This window comes from Burkholderia aenigmatica, assembly GCF_902499175.1.
Classification (GTDB): Bacteria; Pseudomonadota; Gammaproteobacteria; order Burkholderiales; family Burkholderiaceae; genus Burkholderia; species Burkholderia aenigmatica.
Genome location: NZ_CABVQC010000020.1, coordinates 47011 through 63007, shown reverse-complemented (window position 1 = coordinate 63007; position 15997 = coordinate 47011). Strand labels below are relative to the sequence as shown.

The window sequence follows — 15997 nt, the reverse complement described above, 5'->3', positions numbered from 1 at the left end:
CAGTCGGGCCAGCGCCCCGGCGGTCGCCGACTCCGGCGTCCCGTTCGGCGTACGTGCAGTCAATCCGGACGATACGCATCGCCACCGACGGCGGCAAAGAACGAAACCGTACTGGCCATCCTGGCCGCGCGAACGCGCGTTACCTCGAGCCGCGCCAGGTCGTATGCATACTCGTCGCGCAGCACACGAAGCCGATCCGAACTACCGTTCGCGAACTGGCGCCGGGTCATGTCGAGAACGGTCTGTTGCCGTTGCGCGACCGCGCTACGGGCCTGCAGCGCGGTTGCATCGCGATCGATTTCGGTCAGCGCATCGGCGACGCTCTGCAACGCGCCCAGCACGACCTTCCGGTAGTCCTCGAACGTGGCATCGTAAGCCGCGACCGCCGCATCCCGCGCCGCACGCAATTCTCCACCGTGAAAAACCGGTGCGCTGAGCTGGGCACCGATATTCCAGATCGTCGTGCCGCCGGCGAACAACTGGCCGAGCACCAGCGGCGACGACCCGATGCTCGCACTCAGTTCGATCCGCGGGTAAAGGTTTGCCGTGGCGACACCGGCCAGTTCGCCCGCAATATGCAGGCTCGACTCCGCTGCGAGGATGTCGGGCCGTCGACGCACGAGTTCCGACGGAACGATCGACGGCAGGTTTTGCGGCAACTGCAAATCGCTCGAACGAAACCGCGGCAGCGACTCGGGCGACGGCACGCCCGCGTAGACCGCGAGTTGAAACCGGATTTGCTGCAGTTCCGTGTGCAATGCCGCCCGTTCCGCTTCGATTCGATCGACGTCGGAATCGCCGTCGATCGTTTCCCGATACGCGACGCTGCCGATTTCATGCCGTTCGCGCAGCATCTGCCGAACCGCTTGCCGATTCCGCAACACGGCGTCGTTCAATTCGATTTCGTCGCGCAGCCGCCCTTCCCGGACCACCGCAGCGATGATGTTGCTGGCCAGTGTCAGGCGTACAGCGTCGGCCTGATGCTTTCTCAGAGCGGCTTCATACCGTTTCGCTTCGACCCGATGACGCTGCGCGCCGAACAAATCGAAGTCGTATCGGACGTTCACGTTCGTGTTGTACAGCATGAACGGAGATGGGTTCGGAATCATCGGCAGGCCGGCGGCTGCGGTATTCAACTGCTCCCTTTTGGCCGACGCGCCGACGTCCACCTGCGGATAGCGACTGGCACCGTGTTGTCCCGCAAGATACTTCGTCGCTTCGAGTAGCCGCGACTCCGCGCTCCGTATGGACGGATTGTCCTGCATCGCCTGCTCGACGAGTGCGTCCAGCGCCGGGGAGCCAAAGCGCCGCCACCAGCGCGGATCGTGTTCGCCGTGCACGGTCGCGTCATCGCGATCGGTCGACCCGGCGCTCATTCCCATGAAGGTGGCAGGCAATGCCAGCTCGCTCGCGGATCGCGGGGTAAACGCGGGATGGCTGCACCCCTGCACCGCGAGAATGACAACCGCGATCGGCAGGACCGCAATCGTGCGGCGAGCACGGCGGCCGACAGGTGTTCGTTGTGCCATCGTCGTTCAATCGAGCGTGGTTCGGTAAGCGAGCAGGCCGACCGTCATTGCAACCAGCGCGAAAACGGTCATCGTCGCGGCATCGGGCCATACTTCGTTCCATCCACTCCCCTTCAGGAGGACGCCCCGGATGGCCCGGTTGAAATAAGTCAATGGCAATCCGTTGCCTAGCAGCCGCGCCCAGCTCGGCATGCCTGCAAACGGGAACATGAATCCGGAGAGCAGGACGCTCGGCAGGAAATAGAAGAACGTCATCTGCATCGCCTGCAACTGGTTCCGTGCGACCGACGAGATGGCGATGCCGACCATCAGATTCGCGACGATCAGCAACGACGCGAGGCAGTAGACCGTCACCGGATTGCCTTCAAACGGCACGCTGAATACGAATCGTGCCGCCAGCAGGATGATCGTGCACTGCAGAAGGCCGATCAGGACGTACGGCACGATCTTTCCGCTGATCACCTCGATCGAGGTTGCCGGCGACGCGAGGATGTTCTCGATCGTTCCACGTTCACGTTCACGCGTGATGGCGAGACTCGTCATCATGACCATCGTCATCGACAGGATGACGCCCATCAAGCCGGGAATGATGTTGTACTGCGTTATGCCGGCCGGGTTGTAGACCCTGTGCACGCGGGCCGAGAATGCTTGCGATGGCGCGGTTGTCGCCAGGGCTCCCGTCAAATCCTTGTTCAACACGGTCTGCGTCATCGTATTGAACGCGGCGATCGCATTTCCCGTTGCAGCGGGATCGGTCGCATCCGCCTCGACCAGAATTTCCGGATGCTCGTTGCGCACCAGTCGTCGCGAGAAGTCGTACGGCACGCTCACCACGAACTGCACGGTGCCCTTTTGCAGCGCGTCACGAGCCGCCCGTTCGGAAAACTGGCCGCCCTGGATATCGAAATAGCCTGTATTGCGCATGCCGGCGACGAGCGATCGCGAAAATTCGCTTGCGTCGTCGGCGAGCACGATCGCCGGAAGATGCTTAGGATCGCTGTTGATCGCAAAACCGAACAGCGCCAGCTGCACGATCGGCAACACTGCGATCATCCCCAGCGTGACGCGATCGCGGCGGATCTGCAGGAATTCCTTCGTCACCATGCTCCACCAGCGGGAAATCGAGAATCCGGTCATGATCAGCGAGGCTCCCCGGGTGCGTCCTTCATCAAATGCAGGAAAACGTGCTCGATATTCGTCGCGATTCTGTGAAGCTCGACACCATCGCCGCAGACGGCTGCGAGACTCGCCGCGAGCACGACCTCGTCGTGTCCCGATACGTGCAGCGCACGACCGAACGCAATCACCTGCTCGACGCCCGGCCGGCCCTTGAGCCGGTCGTTCAGCCGGACGAGATCGCCTCCTGACACCGACCAGGTATGGAGCGCGTGTCGCCGCACGAGATCACTGACCTCGCCGTGTGCCAGCAGCGTGCCGTACGCGATGTAGGCCAGCTTGTGGCAACGTTCGGCCTCGTCCATATAGTGCGTGCTGACGAGCACCGAAACGCCGCGGGCCGCCAGACGGTGCAGTTCCTCCCAGAACACCCTGCGCACGCCCGGGTCGACACCGGCCGTCGGTTCGTCGAGCAGCAGTAGTTCGGGCGACTGCAACAGCGCAGCGGCAAGCGCCACGCGCTGCTTCCAGCCGCCCGACAACGAGCCGGCGAGCTGGTTCGCGCGCGACTCCAGGCCCATCTCGGCGAGGATCCGCGCGACGCGCTCCTTTCGCGCGTCGATCGCATACAGTCGCGCGACGAAGTCGAGGTTCTCCCGCACCGTCAGGTCTTCCCAGTACGAGAAACGCTGCGTCATGTAGCCGACTCGTCGCTTGATCTCCCGGCATTGCGTCAGGATGTCGAATCCGAGGCAGGTTCCGCTACCGGAATCCGGCGTCAGCAGTCCGCACATCATGCGCAACGAGGTCGTCTTGCCGCTCCCGTTCGGGCCCAGAAAGCCGAATATCTCGCCGCGGCCGACCTGCAGGCTCAAGTTCTTGACGACGTGCCGTGTGCCGAAATGCTTGTTCAGATCGCGCACATCGATCAGCGGCATCACATGATTCATGGCCTCACCTCGATCGGCAGGCCGGGATGCAACCCGCGCGCGGCAACGGTATCGGGCCGCGCCTCGACGAGAAATACCAGCTTCGAACGCGCATCGTTGCTGTAGATGACGGGCGGCGTATATTCGGCGTCCGACGCGATATGGCTGATCGTCGCCGTATAGCCGCGCTCGCAGCCGTCGCACGTGATTCTCACGACACGACCGACGCGTAAATTGGCCAGCGCGGCCTCAGGCACGAAGAAGCGCACCTTCGTATTGCGATCGACCAGAATCTTGACCACCGGGTTGCCGGCGACGACCCACTCGCCCGGCGTGAAGAACGTATCGACGGCGACACCCTTGCCGGGGGCCTCCACCGACAGTTGCCGGTATTGCGTCTGCAGCCGCTCGTATTCGGCCTGCTGTGCGTCGGAGGTCTGTCGTTGCGAATGCAGTTGACCGTCGCGTGCCGGCAAACGCGCCGTCCTCAGCTGACTGGCGAGCTCGCTGACCCGTGCTTTGTCCACCCGCGCTGCCGCACGTTCGCGTTCGAGCTGATCGCGCGAGATCGCTTGTATCGCGTAGTCGGTTTCTGCACGGGCGAGCCGTTGCGTTGAAAGGGCAGCGCTCGCCCGGGCCTGTTCGACCTGTGCTTTCACCGTATCGATTTCAGATGACCGCTTGCCCTGCTCCAGGTCGCCGAGTACGTTCAGCGACGATTGCCACTGGTGATACTGGCGCTTGATTGCCTGTTCCAGGTCCGGCGCGCCGATCTCGAAGACGACCGCACCCGCTTCGACACGATCGCCGCGCGCCACGCGCAACGTCTTCAGGTTTCCCGAGTATGGCGCCGACAGATAGGAAAACTGCCCTTCGACATAGCCGTGATACGTTTCAGGCGACTTGGTACAGCCTGCGGCGAAGAAGCACGCGCAAACGAAGCCGTACCCGACCCATCGGGGCATGATCGTGATGCGTTCCATAGTGAAAGAACCGAATGTGGCGCGGTTGTAGGCGATGAACGCTTATGCGGTCGGCAAGCGATGGCCCGACTGGCAGCGACTGCCGATTCGCTGCGTGTAGGCATCGAAAAACTCTGCGGCTGCAGCACGCCGGATTTCCGTCACGTATTGCGTGCAGCAATGGTCTCCATCGGCGAACAGCGTCAGCTGGACGCCGTCGGTTCGCCCGAGCGCGCTCAGGGTATCGCGCAGCCATGTCTTGTCTGCGACCGACACAAGCGGATCGCGACCGCCATGAACGATGTGGACACGGGCGCGAATCTTTCCGAGCATCGTCACGTCGCGGATGGCGAAGTGGTCGACCGAATCTCGGGCCTCGTCGAGCGACGCAATGCCGAGAATCTGGCAAAACTTGCTTTTCAGGAAGAAAGGTAACTTGTTGAATTCGCGCGCATCCACCGGGCCGCCCAGATCGAGAATCGCGCCGACACGCGGGTCGACTGCTGCAATCTTGTAAGCCCACATGCCGCCCCAGCTGATACCGGCAACGGCATACCCTTCCGTGTCAATCCCCGGATAGTCGCTCAACGCGTCGACGGCCGCGACGATCGCCTCGTCGAAGTTCGACGGCCACGTCGCGCCGTCGAGCAGAAAAGTTTCGCCTTGCCCCGGGCCGTCGATGCACAGCACGGCAAAACCCGCTTCGGAAAACAACAGCTCGCTCGCGAGATGCTCTTCCTTGACGTCGTCCATGCCGTGCACGATCACGACTAACGGAATCGGCCCCGACGATAACGTCGGCTCCGGCAAATGCAGATTCGCCCACATCGGTTTGCCTTGCCAGTCGATGCGCATACGAGCGAATCGCGCGCCGAATGCCCGGCGTTCGGCCTCGATATAGAAGTCTCGACAGTGCCGATAGGCCATCGTCTTCGCATCCGAAAGCGGCAGACAGCCCCATTGGACCAGATGGGCGAGGAACGACAACCGCCGGTAGTGCGCAATGGCATCGTCGTCGGACACCCCGGGCAGCATCGCCTCGACCCGTCGAATCTCGGCTTGCAGGAAGTCCATGCCTTTCGTCGGCCAGTCGGAAAGACCGTCCATCGCCGCGAGGAAGCGATCTAGCGTGTTCTGGTCGAACAGTGCAGCCCGCCAGCGATTCCAGAACGGCCGCGTGATGTTCTTCACGCCCACGACGCGCGACAGCGCGAAGACGGCGCGGCTCAGAATGTGATCGGTAAAGGAATAGGTCTCGGTTTCGCTCAGATTACGCATCGTGACTATCCTGTCTAATCTTCACGCCAAGTTCGGCGGCCTCTTGCTCACTCAAGCCGAGCATCGTAGCGCCGAGACGCACGATGGCCGGATCGGGCAAGCCCGAGGCGGCCTGATCCGGGGCGTACCCGAGCCGACGTTCGTTCGCGTCAATGACCTGATACAGATCGAAACCGAATCTCGAACGCATGACGGCCCGGCCCAACTCGTTGATCATGCAATTCGAACTACATGCGCCCGTATTTTTCGGCAGGATCCAGTCATATCGCTCGATATGCGCAATCTGGATCTCCCGCTCGGGCTTGCGCATGAGTTCGTAGTACGGCACGAGCACGGTCGGAAACCCGATGTCGTCGGGATCCGCTTCGAGCGAAGCCGCGTGATCCGGGATCGCTTTGCGGAACGGCTGCACGAACCTGGCGACGAGATCGTTGACCTTCGGCAACGCTTGCGCAGACAACACGCCCGCACCTTCCAGATTCAACCGGTTCTGCCCTTTCTGCGTGCCGATGAAGCAGAGCGGAATGCGATGGCGATTCGCGAAGGCGCTCGCGCTGACCGCGATCAGCGAAAAACACGGCCAGCACGCGGAGCCGTACGTCATGGCTCCCTTCTGTAGATCGACATCCGAATTCCCGTCGATCGAAAATCCCGATCGGAACAGCGCATCCGTGAGCGCTTTATCCGGACGTTCGATCACAAGCGGAATACCGAGCTTGGCGGTGACGCGCCGCGCACTCTCGAGTGTTTGCGGCGACTGGTAACCGGGATCCAGCATCCACGCGCAAACATTCAACCCTTTCTCCGCCAGTTGAACCAGCATGTAGGTGCTGTCCTTCCCGCCGCTGTAGAGCACCATCGCGGAATACGTCGAACGCGGTTCGCGGGCCGGAATCGAATCGAGCATGGCGGCTGCCGTCCTGAGACTGCCGTCACCGACAATCGGCAAGCGTTTCGCCGCCGAGAGCGCCTTGTGACGCCAGGTTCGTTCGCCGTGGGCGCTGGAAATAATCGCATCGAGCAACCATTCGTGATCGGCATCCCGTTCGTATTCGGGGCGCCGATCGGATTGCATGCGCGAACAGTGTGCGCATAGCGCCGACGCCACGGTCTTGTCGACGTCGGTGCCATTCATCAGCGCGTCGTAATGCAACGGCATCCCGCAACGGTTGCATCCTCGATAAATCGGAATCGTCTTCACGAACGGCCTCCTCGCTCGCCGGACGATCCGTCCGCATCGCGCAGAAAACGGCGGAAAGCGGCCACATCCAGCACATGCCTTCCGCATTGGAGCGGCGGAATTCCGAACTTCACCTTATCGAACGCGCGCTCGTAGGCCAGCAGTTGTGCCACATCCGCCTCGCCGATATTGCTTGCGAGTTGCGGCAGGCTGGCGCGCAACATCCCCTCGGCCAGGCACGACCATGAGACGACGCTGCCGTTTCCGACATCGTCGGCGAAATCGAACGGAAAGAACGACCGATATGCGGTCGCACCTGCATCGACAAGCCCTGCATCACACGGAAGGATGTCACCACGTGCCTGCACGCGCGCCCACGCTGCGTTGCGATCCCAGCAATAAGGCTGGCTGTCGTCGATCAGGATCGTGCCGGCGCGCACGAGGTCGATATCGAGGATGGACGGCGTGCTGACCGCACTGACGATTACATTGGCATCGCGATAGCAGCGGCTGCCATCCGGCAACGCGTAACGCGTCGGAAGCACCTCAACCGATACCCGCATCGATGAATATGCCATCACTTCGTCTGCAATCGCGCGAACCCTGTCCTGCTGTTGCAGCGTGTCGACGAGGATCAGCTCCGCGGGTCGCGTGGCCCGAGGCGAGTGCGCCAGCAGCCTGGCCACCCCCGCGCCCACGCTGCCAACGCCAAGGATGGCGAGGACCGCATCGCCACCGCTCAATCCCGACTCGGACAGTGCCTTGTCGAACTGCCGGACGATCGAGACCGACGTCACCGCATGGCCGGTCGTCAATTCGATACCGAGTTCCTTCGAACGCGCTTCGATGCGGCGGCCGTAATTCGTCAGCGCCCCGGTCAGCCCGCCCAGGCAGACATGTCGTGCGCCCATCGCGGCCGCCTTGGTCAATCCCTCCGTCTCCATGCGACTGCGACTCGATGCACGCTTTCTCGGATCGATCATGTCTTCCGCGAGAATCGGCAAAAAGAGGATTCCGATGTTGATGCCTTTCGCCTCGATGATCTCGCCGTAGACGGGTTGCAGACAGTCCAGCAGATCAGCGAGTGCGTCGCCATCGAGCATTCCCGCCCACGGAAACATCCGCTCGACATCGGCTCTATCGCGCGGATGAGTCAGCAGAACGACGTCCACGTCGCGCGGCGCACCGCGCCTCAGCCATTTTCTCTGCGCGGAAGGACCAAAATAGACATTCGATGCCGTTGCAGCCCGGGATTCTTTTCTTGCATCCATTGGTGCGCCTCCATCATTAAAATTTGAATGGGCACGACAAATCCATCCAGAATTAATCCATCAATTCGATCAGACGTAATAAACCGATAATCCGAATACGATTCAACCAGGGAAAAATCCGCAAGGCGGAGCGGCTCGCCATCGTCAATTGAGACGTGCGATGCAGGGAAGGGAAACCCCGGACGAAGCAAAAACTTCCTAGATTGGCGATGGATTCTATTTTCGAGGAAGCAATGCGTCAATGCACGAATCGGCGAATTTTATTTTAATTTTTAGATTTAATCGGTAATTTTCAATTTGAAACAAAATGAGCACTAGGACACGTACTAAATAGAAACCCTCAGCCGAATGAACTCCATGGCCAGCTTCGAAAACTTGGCGACATGCGGAGCTGGTCATCGCAATTCCGCATTGCCGACAGTGCTCTTAGTATGCTGATAGCGATAAAGCGAGCGAATTCATCAATCCGATAGCGGAATGGTTTTCGGGATCGCAACGGCAATCGTTCCGGCCCACTGGTCGTGCCGACGCCTGCTCCGCGACGGCCAATCCGACCGTCCCGATTAAAAAACGTGGAGGCTCGCGCTTTGCCGACGGCTGGCTAGCGTGCGACGGCGCCGCGAACCCGCGGACGGTGCACGCGCTGGTCCGCGACGCGCCGGACGCGCACGGCTGGGCCGCTCGTGCGGCCGCCGCCGATCGACGAGCAAGCGGGCCGCAAGCGCCGCACCCGTCTTCCTGGGGACGCGATTCCGATTGCCGGCCGCAGGTCTCGGACGAGACGCTGCAGGCCATGTTCAAGCTGAACCCGCCGCGAGGCATCGCTCGTGCTGCATCTGACGCAAGCGTTGTCGCTGCAGAATGCAGCCGAAACGATGCCGATCCGCCATAGCCCCGCGCGTTCGCATTTGCGTGCGGCGTTCTCGAAAATGGGTGTGACACGGTAGACCAAACTCATCCAGGCAATCGTGCATTGCGTGGTCCCGTTGCAGTATGGCGTCGCGGCGCTGCAATGCGACCCCGCCATCGATGCGAGTGCGCCGGCGATTGACGGGAGGCCGTCGGCGGCTATTTGCGCGGGTTGGTTGAATCAGGCGAGAACCGGGGGCTCAAGGCCCGTTGTTCCTGCTCCGCGCACCGAGCATACATGCATGCCGATTGCGCGTCGGCTGCCCTTGCCCTGCTGACACCACGCTGGCAGCAGGCGGCGCTTAAGCTCGCATGATCGTCCGCTCAAGAACACCGCCCATGGCTCACACCGGAGAACTTTCCGCGCTCGCCGGCCGCGTCGTCAAGCGGCGCGGCATGACCCTGCTGACCCTCTGCCTCGCCGTCCTCGTCGCGCAGGTCGACACGGCCGTCGTGAATCTCGCGACGCGTGCGATCGGCGACTATTTCCACGCGGGCGTCGGCGCATTGCAATGGGTCGTCGACAGCTACAACCTCACGTACGCGGTGCTGCTGCTGACCGGCGGGCTGCTCGCCGACCTGCACGGCCGGCGCCGCATCTTCATCGCGGGCACGGCCCTCTTCACCGTCGCGTCGCTGCTGTGCGCGCTCGCGCCTTCGGTGCCGGTGCTGATCGCCGCCCGCGCACTGGCCGGCGTCGGCGCCGCGCTGCTGCTCCCGGCGTCGCTCGCGATCGTGCGGGTGGTGTGGCGCGACCCGGTCGAGCGTGGCCGCGCACTCGGCATCTGGGCCGCCTGCAACGGCGCGGCGATGGCGATCGGCCCGACACTCGGCGGCGTGCTGATCCGGCACTTCGGCTGGCGCAGCATCTTCTTCGTCGTCGTGCCGCTGAGCATCGCCGCGATGCTGCTTGCCATCCCGGCGGTGCCCGAGTCGTCCGATCCGCGCGGCCGGCACGTCGACGTCGGCGCACAAGTCACGGGCGCGCTCGTGCTCGGCACGCTGGCGTATGCGGCGATCGTGTTCCGCGATTCGCCGGCCGCATGCGTGCTCGCGGGCTGCGTCGCGATCGCCGCGTTCGCCACATTCGTGTCGATCGAACGGCGTCACGGCGCGGCCGCGCTCGTGCCGCTCGAACTCTTCCGGATCGGCGCGTTTCGCGGCGCGATCGCCGCGACCTCGGGCATGACGTTCGGAATGTACGGCGTGCTGTTCCTGCTGCCGCTCTACTGGCAAGGCGCCGGCCGCCTCGATTCGACCGGCGCGGGCCTCGCGCTGCTACCGATGGCGCTCGTGTTCGTCGTCGTATCGCCGTGGTCGGGGCCGCTGTCCGAGCGCATCGGCTCACGTGCGACGACGGCCGGCGGGGTCGGACTGATCGCGAGCGGGCTCGGCGCGATCGGCGCGTCGGCCGGTTCGTCGAGCCTGCTCGGCGCCGAACTCGGGCTTGCGATGACGGGGCTCGGCATGGGGATCGCGACGGGGCCGTTGATGACGGTCGCCGTCGGGGCGGTCGACGCCGCGCGTTCGGGCACCGCGAGCGCGCTCGTCAACGTCGCGCGCATGACCGGCGCGACGCTCGGCATCGCGGTACTCGGCACGCTGTTCGCGGCCGCGCACGGCGGTGCAGCCGGCTTGCGTGCGGCGATGTTCGCCGGCGCAGCCGTTCAGTTGGCCGGCGCCGCGGTGTCGGCACTCAGCATGCAGCGTGCCCGGCTGGCGGCATAACGCGTCGCGGCCTCGCTCATGCACCTGTCCATGCCGACATGGCTTCACGCCGCCCCGACCGCGCACCGCCCCGGCCGTCAGCGATGCTTCGCGCCGTGCCGCTTGCGCCGATGCGCTTCGCGCGCCTGCAGCAGCGACGGCATCAGTTCCTCGATGTATTGCCGCGCCTGCCCGCGCGTCACGACCTCGCTGAAACGCTGATGGGCCTTGTCATGGCCGACCAGCGCCGCATGCGCTTTCTTCAGGATGTGCAGATACGCGATCAGGCTCGTGCCGTCGCGCACGGGCAGCGCATCGCGCGGGTCGAAGGCCGGTGTGGTACTCATGATCCGATCCTTTGCGGGCAGTCGCTGCGGCACGTCGTGGTGACGAGCGCCAGCAGGTCGTTCGCGAGACGGTCGCGGTCGGTCAGCGGCGCCAGGCCGAACAGCCGCTCGAGCGTCGCGGCAACCGACGCATGATCGTACGGCGTATGGTCGACCTGCCCGGCCGCGACCCACGGCGAAATCACGATCGCCGGCACCCGCACGCCGTACAGGTCGAACCCGAAGCCGCTCGCGTTCAGCGTCGCCGCCGCGCCATCGTTCGGCGGCGGTGCGGCGCCCGGCCTGACCGAATCGTAGAAGCCGCCATGCTCGTCGTAGCAGATCACGAGCAGGCTGCTGTTCCACACCGGCGAATTGCGGATCGCGTTGTACACGCGCGCGGCGAGCTGGTCGCCGCCGGCAAGGCCGTCCATCGGGTGTTGCGAGCTGCCGTTCTGGTAGGTGCCGTGCACGATGTCGCCGTAACCGGGCTCGATGAACGTATAGCGCGCCGTATAGCCGGCCGCGAGATCGGCCTCGAAATGCGCGAGATCGTCGACGTCGAAGAAGCTGATGCCCTTCAGCGACGCGACCTGCGGCACGTGGCCGAGCGGATCGCCCGTCTGGTCCTGGTAGATGCGCCAGTTGTCGTCGCCGAGCGCGGCGAAGATCGAACCCTTCGGATACGGAAAGCCGTCGAACGCATCCCACCCGGCCATTTCTTCCTTGGTCGGCGAGTGATCGAGCCCGGCCGACGACGCGCCGTGCAGGAAAAAGCGGTTCGGCCAGGTCGGCCCCGGCATCGACGCATGCCATGCGTCGCACAGCACGAACGCGTTCGCGAGCGCGGACAGCGACGGCGCCTGCGTCGCGATGTCGACGCCCTGCATGATCTTGCCCGCATCGGCCGGCTGCGGCGGCGTGCCTTCATCATGCGAGGTCGCGTAGTTCGACACGAATCCCGTATTGCCGACCGGCGGATACGGCTGCCCTTTCACGAACGGCACGCCCGCACCGCAAAGCTGCTCGAGCACGTCGGTGAATTCGTGGCACGGATCGGTCGGCATCCGGTCGGGCGCACCGCCGCCGAACGGATAGACCGCGCCGCCATACGCGTTGCTGTTGCCCGGCGACGCGGCGACGATGTCGGGGTAGCCCGACAGCGCGAACAGGTGATCGAAGGAACGGTTCTCGAGCATCAGCACGAACACGTGCTGAATGCGGTCCTGAACCGACGGGGATGCGGGGGCTGCGTCTGCACTCATGGCGCCTCCTGGCGTCGCGCGACGAAAGTCCTGCTGGCACGGTCGCTGGCCCGCTGAAAGCCACTGAAGGGATTGAAAGCCGTGGCGCGGGCCGCGAATTGCCGACGAGTGTACGACCGCGCCGGCCCGCGCGTAAAGCTGCACGCGAACCGCGTTGCGGCCTGGGCGTTCAGCCGTCGGCCGGCGCGGTTTTCAGCGTGACGACATCGCGCCGCGGCGGCGCACCGAACATCCGCGCGTATTCGCGGCTGAACTGCGACGCGCTTTCGTAGCCGACGCGATACGCGGCCGTTTCCGCGTTCGCCGCGCCCGTCACCATCAGGTGGCGCGCTTCCAGCAGGCGCAACTGCTTCTGGTACTGCAGCGGCGTCATCGACGTGAGCGCCTTGAATTGCCGATGGAACGCCGACGGGCTCATCTGCGCGACGGCGGCGAGATCCTCGACGCGGATCGCCTCGGCAAACTGGCCACGCAGCGCATGGATCGCCGCGACGACGCGCTGTGCATGGCCATTGGCGAACACGACGCGCGAAACTTCGCCGCCGTGCGGCCCCGCGAGCAGCCAATAGCAGATCTCCCGCATCACGAGCGGCGCGACGACAGGAATCGCGGCCGGCGTATCGAGCAGCCGCATCATCCGCAGCACACAATCGGCGAGCGACCCGCCGAAATCGGTCACGCAGACGCCATGACCGATCGCGCCGGCCGGTTGCGGCGGCGGCGCATCGAGTCGTTCGAGTACTTCACGCATCATCGCGAGATCGAATTCGAGCACGATGCCGAGGAACGGTTCGGTCTCGCTGGCCTTGACGATCCGGCTCGTCGCCGGCATCTCGACGCTGACGACGAGCGCACGACCGGGCCCGTAGTCGTAACGCCGCCCGCCGAACGTCGTCCACTTCGCGCCCTGCACGACGACGCACAGCGCCGGCTTCATGATCAGCGGCGCGGGCAGCTTCTCGCGGTTCGAACGCAGCAGGATCAGCCCGTCGATCGCCGTCGCGAACGGGCTCTCTTCGCCCGGCGCATCCGTCAGGCGCGCGACACGTTCGACCAGTTCGTCCGACATGCAGCCACCCTCCGTATCCCGATGTCCGGATGGTACACGCGGCGCGGCGCCTTCCGGGGCGGCCGGGCAGGATCAGGCAAGAACGCGGCCGGTTCCGGCATTCAGCCGGGGCGGCCGCCACCGTACGCTTGGCGCTGTTCGTCACCGACTTCGATCAGGAGCCCAGCATGGCAGCAGCACAATCCAACCCTTCCACCCCGAAAATCGCCGTCGTCACCGGCGGCAGCCGTGGGCTTGGCCGCAATACGGTGCTTCATCTCGCGCAACGCGGCGTGCGCTCGATCTTCACGTATCGCGCGAACCGCGCGGAAGCCGACCAGGTCGTCGCGCTGACCGCCGACGCCGGGCAAGCGGCGATCGCGCTGCCGCTCGATACCGGCGATAGCGCCACGTTCGACCGCTTTGCAGAACAACTCCGCGAGACGCTTTCGGGCTGGGGCGCCGACCGGTTCGACTTCCTCGTCAACAACGCGGGCACGTCGCATCACGCGCCGATCGCCGAGACGACCGAAGCCGATCTCGACGCGCTCTATCGCGTGCACTTCAAGGGCGTGTTCTTCCTCACGCAAGCGCTGCTGCCGCTGATCCGCGACGGCGGCCGCATCGTGAACGTGTCGTCGGGCCTCACGCGCGTCGCCGTGCCGGGCAGCGCGGCGTACGGGTCGATGAAGGGGGCAGTCGAGGTGCTGACGCGCTACCTGGCGAAGGAGCTCGGTCCGCGCCGCATCGCAGTGAACGTCGTCGCGCCGGGCGCGGTGGCAACCGACTTCAGCGGCGGGATGGTGCGCGACAACCCCGAGGTGAACCGGCGCGTCGCAGAATGGACGGCGCTCGGCCGCGTGGGCGAGCCCGACGACATCGGGCCGATGATCGCGTCGCTGCTGTCGGACGACAACCGCTGGGTCAATGCGCAACGCATCGAGGTGTCGGGCGGGATGGCGCTCTGATCGTTGACTTTCGCCGATCGGCCCGATACGATCGATGCACTTTCAAGACGCCCTCCCGGTCCGCCGGGAGGGCGTTTCGTTTTGGTTCCTCCAACCAAAAGGAAGCTCCTTGAAATGAACCGTATCGACACCCTCACTTCCCGCCCGAACAGCGGCCTCGGCTACCTCCAGCACGGTACCGGCCCCGAATGCGTGATGGTCATGCACGACTGGCTCGGCGACCATACGAACTACGCGGCGCTGCTGCCGTATCTCGACGAAACGGCGTTCACGTACGTGTTCGTCGACCTGCGCGGCTACGGCGAATCCATCCATCTGACCGGCGCCTGTACCGTCGACGAGATCTCGGCCGACTGCCTGGCGCTCGCGGATTGGCTCGGCTGGCAGCGCTTTCACGTGATCGGCCATTCGATGACCGGCATGGCGACCCAGCGGCTCGCCGCCGACGCGCCGTCGCGCATCAAGAGCGCAATCGCCGTGTGCCCGGTGTCGGCGGCCGGCAATCGCCTGAACGACGACGCGCGCGCATTCTTCGCGCGCACGGCCGTCGACGAAGATGCGTTTCGCCGGCTCGTGCGATTCGTGACGGGGGGATTGTCGGCGCGCTGGGCCGACGTGAAGCTGCGGCAGAACCGCGAGCGCGTGGCGCCGGATTGCCGGCTCGCGTATCTCGACATGCTGACTGGCACGGATTTCGTCGACGACATCCGCGGACTCGACACCCGCTTCCTGGTGATCGTCGGCGACAAGGATCCGGGGCTCGACGAAGCGGCGATGCAGGCGACGTTCCTCGCGTGGCATCCGAACGCACGGCTCGCGACGCTGCCGAATTGCGGGCATTACCCGATGCAGGAATGTCCGCCGTACTTCGCGATGATCGTCGAGGATTTCCTGCGGGACGCGGCCGCCTGAGCGTTGCGCACGCGCGGCGGCCGGTCAAGGTGGTATTGGCCGCCACGGCATGACGATGCCGGCGACGACCGGTGGACGGCACGCGATGGTGTCGTCCACCCGGCTCGTCCGGCCTCGTCGGCCGGACGGGATTCGATCGACACGCGGCGGCGCGCCGATCGTTACCGCTTAACGGCGCGGCTGGCCGGTTCGCGGCGGACGCGGGGAATTCGCGTCCTTGTGACGGAAGTTGATACGACCCTTGGTGAGGTCATAGACCGACAGTTCCAGCGTCACGCGGTCGCCCGCGAGAATGCGGATGTGGTTCTTGCGCATGCGGCCCGACGCGTACGCGCCGACCACGACGCCGTTTTCCAGCGTGACACGGTATTTGCTGTCCGGCAGCACTTCGTCGACGATTCCGTCCAGTTCCAGCAGTTCTTCTTTTGCCAAACCAATTCCTCCAGACAAGGTAATTGACCGCGGCCGCGGCGATCTGCCCGGCGCCGTGCCCACAACGGGACGGCGGCCGGCAGGCTGCCGGGGATCGGTTCGTTCAGACGGGCCATGGGCCTGTCTTGCGATCGGAGCCCGGCGCGTTGCGGCGTTCAGGCGGTC

14 protein-coding genes are annotated in these 15997 nt (G+C 64.5%); 3 read left to right on the top strand and 11 right to left on the bottom strand.

The genetic code is table 11. The annotated features are described in order from the left end of the window. Window positions 1–59: 59 nt before the first annotated feature. The 7 genes from BDO18943_RS16270 to BDO18943_RS16240 are packed head-to-tail and all read right to left on the bottom strand — an operon-like array spanning window position 60 to window position 8265. Window positions 60–1529 carry an efflux transporter outer membrane subunit gene (locus BDO18943_RS16270; RefSeq protein ID WP_175023291.1) on the bottom strand — a complete coding sequence of 490 codons (1470 nt, stop codon included), beginning with the start codon at window positions 1527–1529 and terminating at the stop codon, window positions 60–62. A 6-nt stretch (window positions 1530–1535) separates the two neighbouring features. Next, on the bottom strand, window positions 1536–2666 hold the full coding sequence (locus BDO18943_RS16265) for an ABC transporter permease (RefSeq protein WP_175023289.1): 1131 nt from the start codon (window positions 2664–2666) through the stop codon (window positions 1536–1538). A 2-nt stretch (window positions 2667–2668) separates the two neighbouring features. Beyond that, window positions 2669–3595: an ABC transporter ATP-binding protein gene (locus tag BDO18943_RS16260; RefSeq protein ID WP_175023287.1), complete on the bottom strand. Its 927-nt coding sequence runs from the start codon at window positions 3593–3595 to the stop codon at window positions 2669–2671. Continuing rightward, window positions 3592–4539, bottom strand: coding sequence for an HlyD family secretion protein (locus tag BDO18943_RS16255; RefSeq protein ID WP_175023285.1), 948 nt, complete (start codon window positions 4537–4539; stop codon window positions 3592–3594). Before BDO18943_RS16255 ends, BDO18943_RS16260 begins: the two co-directional genes overlap by 4 nt. A gap of 60 nt (window positions 4540–4599) precedes the next feature. Then, window positions 4600–5814, bottom strand: a complete 1215-nt coding sequence (locus BDO18943_RS16250; protein ID WP_175023283.1) for an alpha/beta hydrolase family protein — start codon at window positions 5812–5814, stop codon at window positions 4600–4602. After that, a complete protein-coding gene (locus BDO18943_RS16245) occupies window positions 5807–7015 on the bottom strand; it encodes a 7-cyano-7-deazaguanine synthase (protein ID WP_175023281.1) in 1209 nt (402 codons plus the stop codon). Before BDO18943_RS16245 ends, BDO18943_RS16250 begins: the two co-directional genes overlap by 8 nt. After that, the gene (locus tag BDO18943_RS16240; protein ID WP_175023279.1) at window positions 7012–8265 is read right to left on the bottom strand and encodes a hypothetical protein; all 1254 of its coding nucleotides are present in this window, start codon (window positions 8263–8265) and stop codon (window positions 7012–7014) included. Before BDO18943_RS16240 ends, BDO18943_RS16245 begins: the two co-directional genes overlap by 4 nt. Before the next feature lie 1248 nt (window positions 8266–9513). On the opposite strand from BDO18943_RS16240, the gene BDO18943_RS16235 reads away from it, so the two are divergent. Then, window positions 9514–10902, top strand: coding sequence for an MFS transporter (locus BDO18943_RS16235; RefSeq protein WP_175023277.1), 1389 nt, complete (start codon window positions 9514–9516; stop codon window positions 10900–10902). Window positions 10903–10979: 77 nt separating this feature from the next. Here the strand turns inward: BDO18943_RS16235 and BDO18943_RS16230 are convergent, their stop codons facing one another. From BDO18943_RS16230 to BDO18943_RS16220, 3 genes are all read right to left on the bottom strand, one after another. Then, window positions 10980–11228, bottom strand: a complete 249-nt coding sequence (locus tag BDO18943_RS16230; RefSeq protein ID WP_175023275.1) for a hypothetical protein — start codon at window positions 11226–11228, stop codon at window positions 10980–10982. Next, window positions 11225–12472, bottom strand: a complete 1248-nt coding sequence (locus BDO18943_RS16225; protein ID WP_175023273.1) for an alkaline phosphatase family protein — start codon at window positions 12470–12472, stop codon at window positions 11225–11227. The genes BDO18943_RS16230 and BDO18943_RS16225 overlap by 4 nt, the downstream gene beginning before the upstream one ends. 169 nt (window positions 12473–12641) lie before the next feature. Further along, the gene (locus tag BDO18943_RS16220; RefSeq protein WP_175023272.1) at window positions 12642–13541 is read right to left on the bottom strand and encodes an AraC family transcriptional regulator; all 900 of its coding nucleotides are present in this window, start codon (window positions 13539–13541) and stop codon (window positions 12642–12644) included. A gap of 167 nt (window positions 13542–13708) precedes the next feature. Between BDO18943_RS16220 and BDO18943_RS16215 the strand changes: the two genes are divergently transcribed. Next, entirely contained in the window at window positions 13709–14488 is a 780-nt protein-coding gene (locus BDO18943_RS16215) for an SDR family NAD(P)-dependent oxidoreductase (protein ID WP_175023270.1), read from the top strand. Between the two features lie 114 nt (window positions 14489–14602). Further along, on the top strand, window positions 14603–15400 hold the full coding sequence (locus tag BDO18943_RS16210; protein WP_175023268.1) for an alpha/beta fold hydrolase: 798 nt from the start codon (window positions 14603–14605) through the stop codon (window positions 15398–15400). Window positions 15401–15568: 168 nt separating this feature from the next. Here the strand turns inward: BDO18943_RS16210 and infA are convergent, their stop codons facing one another. Then, on the bottom strand, window positions 15569–15832 hold the full coding sequence (gene infA / locus BDO18943_RS16205; protein ID WP_011355053.1) for a translation initiation factor IF-1: 264 nt from the start codon (window positions 15830–15832) through the stop codon (window positions 15569–15571). Window positions 15833–15997 lie beyond the last annotated feature (165 nt).